At 28.6% G+C, this 14,559-nt stretch carries 13 protein-coding genes; 2 read left to right on the forward strand and 11 right to left on the reverse strand.

What is annotated here, in order from left to right:
* Positions 1-278: 278 nt before the first annotated feature.
* A complete protein-coding gene (locus NNC19_RS08525; RefSeq protein ID WP_310938211.1) occupies positions 279-1,772 on the reverse strand; it encodes a sigma 54-interacting transcriptional regulator in 1,494 nt (497 codons plus the stop codon).
* A gap of 294 nt (positions 1,773-2,066) precedes the next feature.
* Positions 2,067-2,189, reverse strand: a complete 123-nt coding sequence (locus NNC19_RS08530) for a hypothetical protein (protein WP_310938212.1) — start codon at positions 2,187-2,189, stop codon at positions 2,067-2,069.
* A gap of 149 nt (positions 2,190-2,338) precedes the next feature.
* Between NNC19_RS08530 and NNC19_RS08535 the strand changes: the two genes are divergently transcribed.
* On the forward strand, positions 2,339-3,328 hold the full coding sequence (locus tag NNC19_RS08535; protein ID WP_310938213.1) for an acyltransferase: 990 nt from the start codon (positions 2,339-2,341) through the stop codon (positions 3,326-3,328).
* 66 nt (positions 3,329-3,394) lie between these two features.
* Here the strand turns inward: NNC19_RS08535 and NNC19_RS08540 are convergent, their stop codons facing one another.
* The 9 genes from NNC19_RS08540 to NNC19_RS08580 form a co-directional block, all read right to left on the reverse strand.
* Positions 3,395-4,753 carry a nitrogenase component 1 gene (locus NNC19_RS08540; protein WP_310938214.1) on the reverse strand — a complete coding sequence of 453 codons (1,359 nt, stop codon included), beginning with the start codon at positions 4,751-4,753 and terminating at the stop codon, positions 3,395-3,397.
* A gap of 23 nt (positions 4,754-4,776) precedes the next feature.
* Positions 4,777-6,309 carry a nitrogenase component 1 gene (locus NNC19_RS08545; RefSeq protein WP_310938215.1) on the reverse strand — a complete coding sequence of 511 codons (1,533 nt, stop codon included), beginning with the start codon at positions 6,307-6,309 and terminating at the stop codon, positions 4,777-4,779.
* Between the two features lie 35 nt (positions 6,310-6,344).
* On the reverse strand, positions 6,345-7,217 hold the full coding sequence (locus tag NNC19_RS08550) for a radical SAM protein (RefSeq protein ID WP_310938216.1): 873 nt from the start codon (positions 7,215-7,217) through the stop codon (positions 6,345-6,347).
* 15 nt (positions 7,218-7,232) lie between these two features.
* Complete coding sequence (locus NNC19_RS08555; RefSeq protein WP_310938217.1) at positions 7,233-7,574, reverse strand: NifB/NifX family molybdenum-iron cluster-binding protein; 342 nt, start codon at positions 7,572-7,574, stop codon at positions 7,233-7,235.
* A gap of 27 nt (positions 7,575-7,601) precedes the next feature.
* Complete coding sequence (nifH, locus tag NNC19_RS08560) at positions 7,602-8,435, reverse strand: nitrogenase iron protein (protein ID WP_310938218.1); 834 nt, start codon at positions 8,433-8,435, stop codon at positions 7,602-7,604.
* Between the two features lie 256 nt (positions 8,436-8,691).
* Positions 8,692-9,927: an NAD(P)-dependent oxidoreductase gene (locus tag NNC19_RS08565; RefSeq protein ID WP_310938219.1), complete on the reverse strand. Its 1,236-nt coding sequence runs from the start codon at positions 9,925-9,927 to the stop codon at positions 8,692-8,694.
* Positions 9,928-9,931: 4 nt separating this feature from the next.
* Positions 9,932-10,963: a sugar diacid recognition domain-containing protein gene (locus tag NNC19_RS08570; protein ID WP_310938220.1), complete on the reverse strand. Its 1,032-nt coding sequence runs from the start codon at positions 10,961-10,963 to the stop codon at positions 9,932-9,934.
* A 318-nt stretch (positions 10,964-11,281) separates the two neighbouring features.
* Positions 11,282-12,037: a hypothetical protein gene (locus tag NNC19_RS08575; RefSeq protein WP_310938221.1), complete on the reverse strand. Its 756-nt coding sequence runs from the start codon at positions 12,035-12,037 to the stop codon at positions 11,282-11,284.
* A 105-nt stretch (positions 12,038-12,142) separates the two neighbouring features.
* Positions 12,143-13,096 carry a flavodoxin family protein gene (locus NNC19_RS08580; protein WP_310938222.1) on the reverse strand — a complete coding sequence of 318 codons (954 nt, stop codon included), beginning with the start codon at positions 13,094-13,096 and terminating at the stop codon, positions 12,143-12,145.
* 166 nt (positions 13,097-13,262) lie between these two features.
* On the opposite strand from NNC19_RS08580, the gene NNC19_RS08585 reads away from it, so the two are divergent.
* The gene (locus NNC19_RS08585; protein ID WP_310938223.1) at positions 13,263-14,513 is read left to right on the forward strand and encodes a helix-turn-helix domain-containing protein; all 1,251 of its coding nucleotides are present in this window, start codon (positions 13,263-13,265) and stop codon (positions 14,511-14,513) included.
* Positions 14,514-14,559: the final 46 nt, after the last annotated feature.

A 14,559-nucleotide genomic window follows, 5' to 3' on the forward strand; every position in this document is an offset into this window, starting at 1 on the left:
TAGCTTTATATAATACTACTATTATATATAGTTATATTATTATTTACTTCCTATACTATAGTCACTAAAGATAACATTTTTTAACTCCTCCTTGTATAAAATATGGAACATAAATTTATACAAGCAAGAATCATGCCAAGTTTTAAATTAAGCTATTAATAAAAAAATAATCATCTTGATTCACTTTTGCATCAAGATGATTATCAACATTATTATAAAAATTATAGATAAATAGCTATTTATATAACTTGATTCATTTATCATTATAATAGATGCAATTAAGCATCATATAATTTTATATCATATTTTTTTGCTTTTCTAACTACATTTGATTGGCTTATTTTTAGAATTTCTGCAGCTTTTCTAGTGTTTTTTCCTATATTAAGGGCTTTAATTAACTCAATCTTTTCAAGCTCTTCTAACTTTTCTTTTATTCCAATAGGTTTATCTATTGATATACTATTAATTCCTAAAATAGAAGAAACTATTTCTGTACTTACGTTTCCTTCAACACCTGATATAATAGTAAATCTTTCTATGATATTTTGAAGTTCTCGTATATTCCCTGGCCAATCATAGGAAAGAAATATCAAATATTGTTCTTCCTTAATTCTGAATTTCTTGTTATACTTCTCATTAAAAATACTTACATAGTGTTCAATTAATGGCTTTATATCTTCTTTTCTTTCTTTTAAAGTAGGAAGTTCAATAGGAAATACATTTAATCGATAATATAAATCCATTCTAAACTTTCCTTCTCTCGCCAATTTATATATATCACAATTAGTTGCTGCAATAATTCTGCAATTTAGCTTTATAGTTTTTGTTCCACCAATACGAGTAATTTCTTTTTCTTGTAATACTCTCAGCAATTTTGCTTGAAGGTTAAGAGGCATATCTCCAATTTCATCTAACAAGATAGTTCCCTTGTCAGCAAGCTCAAATACTCCAGGCTTTCCGTTAGAATTAGCCCCAGTGAATGCTCCTTTTTCATATCCAAAAAGTTCAGATTCTATGAGTTCTTTAGGTATTGCTGAACAATTAATTTTTATAAATGAATATTCAGATCGACTGCTATTTTTATGTATTTCATTAGCAACTATTTCTTTACCTGTACCTGTTGCTCCTGTTATTAATACTGTAGTATCATAAGGAGCGACTTGATAAACTAATTGCTTAATTGTACCTATTTTACTGCTAACTCCTACCATACTCTTTTGTATATTATTGCTAACTTTTTTAGGAAGTCTCTCAAAATCAACATTTATTATATTTATTTTTTCTCTTACTTCTATTAAGTTTGTAATATCTCTGTCATTAATAATAACTCCAAGTGGATTTTTATTCTCATCAAATATAGGATTTGCTGTAATTGAATATATTTTATTTAATTCTTTAATTCTCATTCTGACAGTTACAATTTCTTTTGTTTTTAAAGCTTTTATGGCAATGTCAGGAATATAATTGTTATTTGATAATTCATTAATAGATTTTCCTATAATACTTTTTGTAAATCCTGTGTGTTTAGAAAATTTATCATTAATATAGACAACTACCCCTTCAGAATTTATTATATGTACACCATAATCTATCGAATTTGCTATTATGATTAATTGTTTTAATGTATATATAGTATCTAGCACATCATTAAGCGATGATACCATGCTTACATCCGATTCACTATTCGCTTCTTTTATAAGATTTTTTACTATAACTAACGCATCATTTTGTTGTTTTATAGTTTCAATCTCATTGAAAAGTTTCATATGCATTATTTCACTTCCTTTAAAATTTCTAAATCAACTAAAATTATACATCAAATCTATAACTAGTTCCGATATAGAAGTTACTGAAATTTTCACAAAAATGTTATCTCTTAAATTAAAATACCCAAACCATAATATAAAGCATAAAAATAGAGGTGCTTTTACTCTTCATAAAACTCCTCTATTTTTCTTTAACTATTTTTTATATAAACATAAATTAATCTCTGTAAAATTTAATTACTAATAGATTATACAGAAAGCCTTTCATATTTCAGATTAAATATAAATCAAGTTAATTTTCTACTTCACTATATATTTTCCTGCCTTCAAATTCAATTTTATATTATTTCCTTCTCTTTCTACCTCTTTATATAAAACACCATTTACATAAACACTATTTTCAATCATATTTGATAATATCACTGTAGCTTCAGCGTCAAATGGAATTACAAATTCATATACAATACTTTCATCAAAAAAAACTAAAGTTACGAAAACATTATAAAAATAAATATATTTTTATTTTTGATGAATATAAAAGTATAAATATATTTTATAAGGAGATTTTCAAAGTGAATTCAAAAGAAAGACAATATTATCCGATCATAGATGTGCTTAGATTGATTTTTGCCTTAGGTGTTGTTTCTATTCATACAATGGCCTTTAGCTCTATTAATGAAAACTTAAGAATTGCAACTAGTATGGGAATTTGTAGAATTGCAGTACCTTTTTTCTTCTTAGTTTCTGGCTATTTTTTATACGATAGAATCCAAGAAAAATCCGAGCCAAAATCAACACTGAAAAAATTACTAATATTATATATAGCTTGGATTTCTATAGAATTAATAACATTGTTTCCTACTGTACTAAACTATTTAAATTCACCAATGTTTATCATTAGACGCTTACTTTTAGTAGGTGTTACAGGAAGCCTTTGGTATATTTCTTCATTGATATTATCTATATTTCTAATATCAAAATTATTAAAAAATGATAAAATACTCTTTTTAATTATAATAGGTATGCTATTATATCTATTTGGAATAACCGGAGACACCTACTATGGATTATTTAATAATATATTGATAGATGATTATTCATCTATGTTTTTTCTTCCACAAATAGGCATCACTGAATCAATACTGTTCATTTCATTAGGAGCAGCTATAAACAAATATAAATTAAATAAAAAATTTAATTTTCCAGGAATATTAGCAATTATTTCAATAATAATATTATTAATAGAAACATTTATACTAAACAAAACTGGAATTGCTAAAGATGCAAATATGTATCTTTCTACAATTATAGTTGCTCCTCTAATTCTAATTTGGGCATTAAATTATAAGAAAAACAATATATCAAGCGAATTTTCAAAAACTTGTAAAGAATATAGTATTGGTATTTATTGTTCTCATCAAATATTGATGATTTGGATTACAATTTTACTACCTACACTAGCTTCAAATTCAATGATTAAATTTATTCTTACTTTGATGTTATCAATAATTGTAGTCACTTTTATCAGAAAAACAAAATTAAAAACTCTATTGTTAAAATAAAAAAGTAGGAAAAGATAACTTTTTAAATTAAAATTTATCTTTTCCTACTTTTATAATAAAAATCCCTTAAGCACTCGCACTAATTGCTGTAGTATAAATTTTTTCTAATAAATTAAGTGCCCCTTTATATCCTACATAACTTCTAGATAACACAACTTCATATGATGCCGGGAAACCTACTTCAATAACTGCTCCTTTTAATTCTTTTGCAATATCTCTTTCCCATGTAGTTCCAAATATAATAGGTGGTTTATGCCCAAAATCTGTTTGCCTTAATAACTCACCTATTATGTATCCATCCTCTGCAAAATCAACACTTGTAGAAACATCACTTGCTAAATTTCTATATTCTCTTTCGATTGCTTCTCTATACTCTTCTGGTGGTTTGTCAGTAATAATTTGCTTTCCAGGAATTAGCCCAAGTTGATTTACTAAGAATTTATTTAAAGCTAAATTATATGCACTATCCCCTACTACAGCATACTTTGCAGGTAACCCCCACCAGTACTCTGCATAAAAATCCGAAAAATGCTCTAAATAGTAATAATAACTTCTCTCTTCCTCCTTTATAAACTCCTCAGATTTTTCATTGTTAATTCCAGCAAAACTTACTACCTCTCGCAGAAACTGACTTGTTGCCTTTGCTCCAATAGGTATTGTAGGGATATGCAAGAGAGGTTGATTATATTTTTCTTCTAAATGTTTAGTGATTTCTACTCCAAGCCAAGGGGAAATTAATAAATTGAATTGCGCTTTAGGAATACTTTTCCACTCACTAACCCCTTTTGATACAGGACCAAATAAAATATTTACCTTTAACCCTGCCCCCTCTAGTACACGCTTAATTTCTGTAAGATCTCCTCTCCAAAAAGTATTTTGGTAAGGTAAAAGTGACCACACATTTACAAGTCCTTCTTCTTTCACTCCATCATATTCACCAACATATTGATCTATAATGGCTTTTGCAACTATTTCATGACCTATAAAATTATTTCCTTTAAAGCCTCCTGTTTCTGCATAAACTATTGGAACTCCTTTTTTTTGAAATTCTCCTACTACAGATCCTACATCATCACCTACAATTTCTCCTATACATCCTGTCAAAACCACAAACAATTCTGCATCCATAACCTTTAATGAAGCCTTAATTAATTCTCTAAGTCTTTTTTCTCCACCAAATACTACTTCATTTTCACCTGCATTTGAAGTTGGTGATACTGCTCCTCCACTATATCCTCCACCTTGAAACCCATTATAAAACGCAAGACTCATATACTGTTTGTCTGCACACCCTGGTCCACAATTTACAATTGGCATTGCACCTGGAATAGACGATACACTATATAATGCTCCAACCGCACAACCATAACGCACTTGGTTTATTGAATTTGTTTGTTGTAATTTTATATTTTCATTATTCCCCATAACTTTCTCCTTCAAAAATTCAATCATATAATATTTTCATTTAATATTTCAGGTTGTTTAGCTAATATATATGGATCTTCTTGTTCAAGCCACCATTTTGTATAAGGTAACTTAACATGTTCTTTAAGATCTTGGTGGAATTTTTTATGTGCAAGGATATCCAAAATAGCTTCACCTAATTTAATCATTCCATCATAACCAATAGCAAGATGTTCATCTCCAAGTGGTGCTGCAGGTATTCCAAGCCTAGAAGCTAATGGAGCAAGACCATTATGTCTTATTAGTATGAAATCTGGATTTGTCCTTTTAAGAAGCCCATAGAATTGATACTGTTGCCTATTACTTACGCTAAATGAAGGTACATCATCATAGTTATCAATCAAGAACTTAAGTGAATCTTGCTTTGGATCACCACTGTCATAAACAGGATCATGGTGAAATACTAACGAACCATTTACTTCTACTCCAAGCTCTCTTAAAACAGTTATTAAACCATGTGCATAAGCTGATCCAGTTGCAACATATCCTTTAACCCCTTTTAACTTTTCTCTAAGTTCTTCAAGCTTAGGTTTTATTCTTTTATGTTCCTTTTCAATATAAGTTTCCACAAGTTCCTCCCTGTGAGTCACTCTTCCAATTTCTCTAAGCCAAGCATCTGTTCCTGCAAATCCATATGGTTGAGGAGCCTTTATTTCTGGAACTCCAAATTCCTGTTCTAGTGCAGCTGCCATATATGATGATAACGTATAACAAAAACCAACTGTTCCTGCAGCTTCTGAAAGTTTATACAAATCTTCTACCTTTGCTAAATCCACTACATAGTTTACTCTTAATCCTAATTCACCTAACATTGGAGTAAAAACATCTGATCCCCAAAGATTAATGACATTAATCAAATCTTCTTGTTTTTTAGGATTTTTATTTACTATTTTTCTTAAAATACCATGTTGTGTAGCATCAAAACCTGTGCTCCAATGCTTTGACCTAAAGCCTTCACAGGACAAAGCAATTATAGGTATTCCAAGTTCTTCTTCAGCTTCATTTGCTACACTCTCCATATCTTCGCCTATGATTCCAGTTGCACAAGATGTTCCTAAGAAAATAGCCTTAGGGCTATATCTTTCATATGCATCTTTTATAGATTGTTTTAATTTTTTAATTCCTCCAAATACCATGTCTCCTTCATCTAAATTTGTACAAATGATTCTTATATTTTCTACAGGTAAGTTTCTAAGAGCTAGACCGTTACGATATATAGAATTATATGGTACTTGGCCTGCAGCACATCCTATAGGAGAATGTTGAATAAGCACTGCATCTCTTACATTTCCAGCTTGACACTCTACCATTTGCTCACTACACACTGATCCTTGCGTAAATGGTCCTTTCATTTCACAAAGCCTACATTGTTTTCCTCTTCCTTGACATCCTCTTTTTTCATATGAAGATTGCTCTGATAACTCTGATGCTTTACCATCCCAAGCAATAATTGTTCCTAGACGTTGCTCCCGACTTTCAACTTCAGGAATATTAAGATTAATTTTTTTATTTGTCATATTTTTGCCCCCTAAAATACTTAATAAACCTCACTTTATCCATGTGAAAATGTTTCTACTACTTCCTTATCATAAAGCTGGCTATGAATATCTTGATTTTTTCCTGGCACTCCACAAGCATCTGCTCTACAATGTTTACAATGTCTAAATACATCAAGATATTCTCCTGCTTCTGCTCTGCACACTTCTAAAGAAGTACATGTTGGCGCTTTAAGATTTGCTAATTCATTTTGTGGTATTAAAGGAATTATATTTAATATAGATGCTCCTAATTCGTTAGTGACTCTAGCAACTTCCTTTATATGTTTTTCATTTATTCCTGGTATTAAGACACTATTTATCTTAACTATCACACCTAAATCACTAATTTTTTTTATCCCTCTAAGTTGTGCATCTATTAACTTTTCAACTCCCAATTCACCTTCTAATTTTTGTCCATTCTCATCTAGAACAAAAGAACATATTTTCCTTTGAATTTTTGGATCTATAGAATTAACTGTAACTGTTACAGTCTCTACCCCAGCTTTTACAATTCTCTCTGCCTTTTCCTCTAACTTCAACCCATTAGTACTTAAACAATTAATAAGATTAGGAAACTCCTTCTTTACCCTTTCAAATGTTTCAATTGCATGGTCAGTTGCAAGAGTATCCCCTGGCCCAGCTATTCCAACCACACTAATTTCTGGACATAATTTCAATGCTTTTCTCACAGTTTCTACAGCTTCTTCTGGACTAAGTAATAACGAACTTACTCCTGGACGTACTTCTGATTTATTAAATCCTCTTTTACAAAACTTACATTGAATATTACAGGTAGGACTTACAGGTAAATGTATCCTACCATATTTAAAATGTGCTTCTCCCCCTAAGCAGGGATGAGTTTTTACTAAATGATTAAAATCCCCCATTTAACTACTTCCTTTTCACTTAAATATTTTTAATCTTGAATCTAATATCTTTTCTATAATATCTTCTATAAAATAAGGTGCTTCAATGCCACTAATCCCATTGGATTCTACTTTTGCTAATGCTCCACTACCTATTCTTGAGATAAAAACCACCTTACAATCTGATATTAATTTAATAGATTTATTTAATGCTTCTTCTGTATGTTCAAACTCTTGGCAAGACGGCTCATTTACCCTTGTCTCAACATATTTATATCCATCATCATTTATTTCAACTATCAAAAATTGTTTTGTTTTCCCAAAGTGTTGATTAACAACTTTTCCATCACTACTTGCAAATGCAACTTTATAACTCATTCATTCCCGCCTCTCTTAAATTTCTTATTAATCTAATAATCCATACTCCATTAAAATTTCTTCAAGTCTTTCTTGACTCATTGGCTTTGGAATTACAAACAACTCATTTTCTTCTATCTTTTTAGCAAGTTCTCTATATTCATCAGCTTGACTCTCTTCTGGATTGAACTCAATCACTGTTTTCTTTCTTATTTCTGCCCTCTGGACCACATTGTTTCTTGGAACAAAATGAATTAATTGGGTTCCAAGCTCCTTAGCAAATGCTTCTAGAAGTTCTAGTTCTCTATCAACATTTCTACTATTACAAATAATTCCTCCCAGTCTAACTCCACCTTTTAATGCATATTTTTGAATTCCTTTTGCTATATTATTTGCAGCATATAGTGCCATCATTTCTCCACTTGCAACTATATATATTTCCTTTGCCTTACCTTCTCTTATAGGCATTGCAAATCCACCACAAACTACATCTCCAAGAACATCATAAAATACATAATCTAAATCTTCTGTATATGCTCCTAACCTTTCTAACATTCCAATAGAAGTTATTATTCCACGTCCAGCACACCCCACTCCTGGTTCTGGGCCTCCAGATTCAACACATCTTATTCTCTTAAACCCTGTTTTCATTATAGAATCTAGATCTATATCCTCACCTTCTTCTCTTAATGTATCTAGAACAGTCTTTTGTGCTAGCCCTCCTAATAACAATCTTGTTGAATCTGCCTTTGGGTCACAACCAACTACCATTATATTTTTTCCAATCTCCGCCAGGCCTGCAGTTAGATTTTGTGTAGTTGTAGATTTTCCTATTCCTCCCTTCCCATATATAGCTACTTGTCTTAATCTTTTTTCTGACATTGTTAATTTCTCCTCCCCCAATTATCCTAAAAAAAATAAGAGAACATACTTCTACCCTTAGAAGTACATCCTCTAGTTTTCTAGTCAGACTTACTTAACAGCTACACATAACACCCAAATCTTATATGTTTGCTTTGTTTTATATAATATATTCTTTTCTTTTCCATTTGTCAATAACTTTTATTATTTTTTTCTTAAATATCAATTTTTAACATTATTTTTTAATACATTCTAATAACAAAAAATATTAAGTCAACTATTCATTTGATTTTACATATTCATCAATAGCCTTAGCTACTTTTTTTGACACTCTAACTGCTTCTACAACAGTCTTAGCCCCTGTTACTACATCTCCTGATGCAAATACTCCAGCCCTTGTAGTTCTTCCATAATCATCAGTTGTTATTAGCCCTGCTTTATTTACCTCTATGTCCATAGCACTAGATATAATATTGGATTTTGGACCTTGTCCTATTGCTATAATTACTGAATCACAATTAAATACACCATCTTCATCTGAGGTTAAAAATACATCTCTATCATTTTCATCTTTAATCACTTTAGTTTTTAAGTATTTAACTCCTTCATCTAATATTTCTATGGGAGACTTAAAGTATTCAAACTTAACACCTTCAAGTTTAGTATATTCCACTTCTATTTTTTCAGCTTCTATATTTTCTTCTCCACCTCTAAACATTACAGATACATCTCTTACTCCATTTCTAAGCACAGTTCGTGAAACATCCATAGCAACATTTCCAGCTCCTATTATACATACTTTTTTGCCTAAGTTATAACTATTAGGATTCTTTAAATAATCAATGGCATAATGAACATTTCCAAAAGTTTCCCCTCTTAGTCCTAATGATCTCGGTTTCCATACCCCTGTTCCTATAAATACTGCTTTATATCCATCTCTGAAAATATTATCTATCGTTATAGTTTGTCCAATTAATGTATTTGGTCTTATTTTAATTCCCATGCTAATTAACTTTTCTTTCAGCTTTTCCAAAATAGTTTTAGGTAACCTAAATTCAGGAATACCATATCTTAGTACTCCACCTATATTATCATGAACTTCAAAAATAGTTATATCATATCCTTTAGATGCAAGTATTATTGCAATGCTAATACCTGCTGGTCCTGACCCTATTATTGCAATTTTTTTATTATTCTTTTCTACTACCTTTGTATCTATAAAATTCAAATAATACTCTGAAATATAATTTTCAATAACACTAAATTTTACTGGCTTGCCTTTTCTACCTAAAATACAATGTCCTTCACACTGCTTCTCATGAGGACAAACTAAAGAACAGACTACTGATAATGGATTATTTTCAAATAGTTTTTCACCACTTTCTATAACTTTTCCATCTAATAACATTTGTATAACTTCATTTATTGGTGTATTTACAGGACACCCTTCCTTACATAATGGTCTCTTACAATTCAAGCACCTTCCTGCTTCTTCTATAACTAATTTACTCATATTTTTACCTCCAAATTAATCCACATAATAACTCAAATAAATCCAATAAAACTTTCGGATTTTTTCCAGTTAGTTGCTTTATCCTTTCTAATCTGTAATTTAAAGTATTTCTATGTATATTTAACTTATTAGAAACAAGGCTAATATCCCCATTTTCCTCTATATATGTTTGCATAGTTTGAATAAGTTCTAATCTATTTCCTGCCTTATCAAGATTTGAAATTAAAGAAATTACATAAGATTTATCTTTACATGATAAATTTATAAATGATTTTAATTCACCATATGAATAGATACTCTTTGATGGCTTTATTTTCATTCCAACATTCATTGCCATCTCTGCATTTTCTAAAGAAATAGCTGCAATATTATTTTCTCCTCCAAGGCTTATCTTATTTATGTCTTCACTTTTTTCAATTGTTTTTAATAAATCACTATTACTAATACTATTTGTAGTAAAAAATACTGCTTTACTATTATCAAACTCACAATAATGAGAATACTTATTAAATAATTTTTTGAAACTTTCTGAATTTATATTTCCCTTTATAAGAACTGCTTGAATTTTTTTAGTAAGATTCATTCCATAACTTTTTGCTCTCTGATAAAACTCATCATCATACTCTATTTTTCTATGTGCTAATTCATGGTAAAATTTTTGTCTATTTAATCTTAAACTTTGAGTTTCTTCATTAATTTTTGCCTGTTCAATTAATAGAACTGCAGTTACACGAACTAACTTACTAAACCTCCTTACATCTCTTGGATGGCCTGTAATCCCTATTACTCCTATTATTTCCCCATTTATAATTATTGGCTCATTCACTCCAAGCTTCATTCTTCCTTCTTCTTCATATACTTCATTTATAGCCTGATTACCTATTGCTTTTATTGCTCCTTCATGAATATTTCCTACCCTGTTTCTATCTCCGCTACCTATAATCACTCCATTTTCATCCATAACATTTATATTATAAGGAATTACATCCATCATTTCAGAAACAATTTTTTGAGCTATAGCTCTAGATAATTTCATATAATTCACACCTTTCTAATATTGTAAAATTTATTTATAGATATTTAGAATTTTATAGGATTCAATTTAATTCTTTAATAATCAACTCATAAGTCTTTTTAATTTTCTTATTCTGTTAATAACAATTTTAGAGTTAACGTTTACTTAACTTATACAATAATAATAATTTATTTCTCTCTTTCTTAATATTGTTTACTTAACTTTTTTTTTTGTACATTTGCACAATTAATATCTAATTATTATTAAATCATATTTGTATAAACCATAAAAAATAGAGAATTATTTTGTTTTATAAAATAGTTCTCTGCATTAATCAAATTATTTATTTTTTTGCAAGTTAGATATATATGATTTTAATTTTTTATATTCTTCTAAAGTATCCTTTTCACTACTTGTATTATATATTATATTTGTATCATTTAAATTTATAAAGATATATTTGTTTGTATCTTTATAAATATATACTTGCGACTTACCATATTTATAAATATTAAATTTTCCTCTAGCATACTTTGCTGTTTCAGTTCCATACACTTTATTTAATATAGATATATCATCTATAAGTTCTATACTTCTAACATCTGACCCATTAAAATCATAACTATAATCCAAATCACTAATTTTAATATTATCAACACTAATCTTAATAGTAGGATTATAAAAATCAGATATTACAAAAAACGCCATAAGCACTAAAATAATTGTTAAAACACTTCCTACAAATATTTTTCCTCTAATAGTTTTAAAATTAATTCTATATCCAATCCAGTTTTTATTTTTTATTAATATTTTTTCATCTTCTATATTCCCTTCTTTATGGGACGGAAATAATTTTTCTGATGCCATAACTACATATGTTAACCATATAGTAAAATAAACAAAATTCAATGATGGATAACCCCTAAAAATAAAGCTAATTAGTATTTCAGGTAAAAATAATATAATACAACCAATCCTATATATTCTTATCTGTGTCCTATTTTTCCCATTACTTACCATTGATGATTTCTTAGACAATACCATTACAATTATAAAACTAACTATTGTGAATATAGCTAAACTAATATTATTCATACCATCCCCCCTTTTAGATAAATACAAAACAGCCTTTTTACTATTTATACCATATAATAAAAAATAAAGAAACCCATAACTGAGTTTCTTTATTTTTATGTAGAATTATTTTTTAATTTCTATTGTTGGAAATGCTAACTCTTTATATTTAACAAATTTTTCTTTGACTATAGCTAAATTTTCTTCTGTATAGAATCCACCTTGTGTATGCATAATTTCTTTTAAATGGTGCTCTCTTCCTTCAACAGATGTACGATCACGGCATAATCCATCTTCTTGAATAACAAACTTCCACTTACCTTCTTCTGTCTTTTCTAAGTTTCCACCTGCACCACATACTTGACATTCAACTGGAAAATGTATTCCATCCCATTGTGATTCTCCAAGTATTAATGCATTAGAATGACAATGTGGGCACCATCCCATATCTTCATCTCCAAGCCATTCTCTCTTCTCAACTGGAGTTTTTAATGATTTGACTATATTTTCACCCATTTTATGAGCTCTCTCAATCATATCATCATGTAATAAACACTGTTTAGGAGCTGGTACTCTTTCAGCTAAGTACATATCAACTACTTTAAAATCGTTTGTAAAACATGTTGCTTGCATACTTTCTAAAGCCATTGACTGCCATGAACGTGTAGAACCACCAACTGCAATCAATCCAGCTACTCTATCCTTATGCTCTATTGCTCCAATAGACTCTAAAAATGCTGATTCATAAGCAAGATTTCTATGCATGAATTTTGAAAATGTTGCTGTTGGCATTAAATCATATGTTGGTGCTGATACAATTATAGCATCTACATTTAACATAACATCCATAATTGCTTGCTTATCATCCTTTTTACTTAATGTACATCCAACATTCTTTCCACTACTCATTCCATGTGTGCAAGCTGTACATCCTGTACATTCTTCAATATTATAATCTCTTAAATTAATCATTTTAACATCAGCGCCTTGCTCTTGACATGCAAGTAATGCTTCTTTTAATAAAATTTCTGAATTTGAATTCTTTCTTCCTGCTGTAACACCTAATACTGTAAATGACATAATATAATATCTCCCTTTTAAATAATTATTTTTACTTACATAATTAAACGAACTGTTATAATATTAACATGTATAAAATTTTTCCTCATCAAAAAGAAGTCCTAAATAATATACTTAATTCTCTATCTATTTAGACTTTTTTTGAATTAAACTTTAGGAGTATATTATGAAAAAAGAACATAATTTATATAAAATAAAATATGAAATATATGATAGTTTATTTTCTGAAAATAGTATAGACGGAATCTTAAGTAAGGCTGAAACTTCATTAAATAATCCAATTTTTATTTTAGATACCAGTTATCGAATTATTACTCGTTCCTCCCTTGCAAAATTGGAAAATTCAAGTATAGAAACTCATAATGGAGAAGATTATCTTCTTTTAGATACTGTTAGTCTAATGAAGAAAAATAAATGTATAGATATAATTCATAATACAAATAATTCTTTTTTTCATGAAGATGATGAAAATTTAATATTTTGCTCTATTAGGGTTAATAATATAGCCATTGCCTACATTTCTATTCTACAAAGTAAAAAAAAGTTTGTAGATGATGATTTAGAAATAACAAATGTATTATCTAAAGTACTATCTATGCAAATACAAAAAGAAAATCTATTTATAAGTAATTCTGGATTAGATGAGGAATACTATCTAATGGATTTATTAATGAATAAGATAGATGATATAAATTACACAAAAGAAAGATTGCAATGCATAAACTTTCAATTAAATAGATATTTGCTTATACTCTCTGTACCATTTAAACAAAATTACAAAGATTATAGAGATAACTTTGGATTAAAAGATCTAATTAAAAGATTTAAAAATATCTTAGGAAACTGTATTTCAACATATTATAAAGATATGATTGTATTTCTTATAAGCAATGATACTGAAGAAGTTGTTACTGATTATATGAAAGACAAGCTTTTTGATATATTAGAACTTAATAATTTAAATTGTGGTGCAAGTTTAGTTTTTGAAAACCTCAATAATCTACAAGATTATTTTTATCAATCTACTTATATTTTAAAGTTACCAACTAAATCTATCCTTCAAAATAAAATATTTTATTTTGAAGATTATATTGACCATTATTTATTTCAGTCATATAAAAATAATAATAGTTATTCTTACAAAATAGATTTATCAACATTAATTCATCCATCTATTAATAAATTAAGTATATACGATAAAGAAAATAATACAGAATTACTAAAAACACTACGAATTTATTTTAAGTGCAACAGAAATGCTAATGAAACTTCAAGAAAATTAAATATTCATAGAAGCACTTTCTTCTATCGCTTTAATAAAATTCAAAGTTTACTACTGCTATCACTTGATGATAATAATAACTTATTTAAACTAGAGTTATCTTTAAGAATTCAAAATTATTTAGAATTGCCATAATATAAAAAATCAACAGATAATTTTACATTTTTTAAAATCATCTGTT

Source organism: Clostridium sp. SHJSY1, assembly GCF_031626875.1.
Taxonomy (GTDB): Bacteria; Bacillota; Clostridia; order Clostridiales; family Clostridiaceae; genus Clostridium.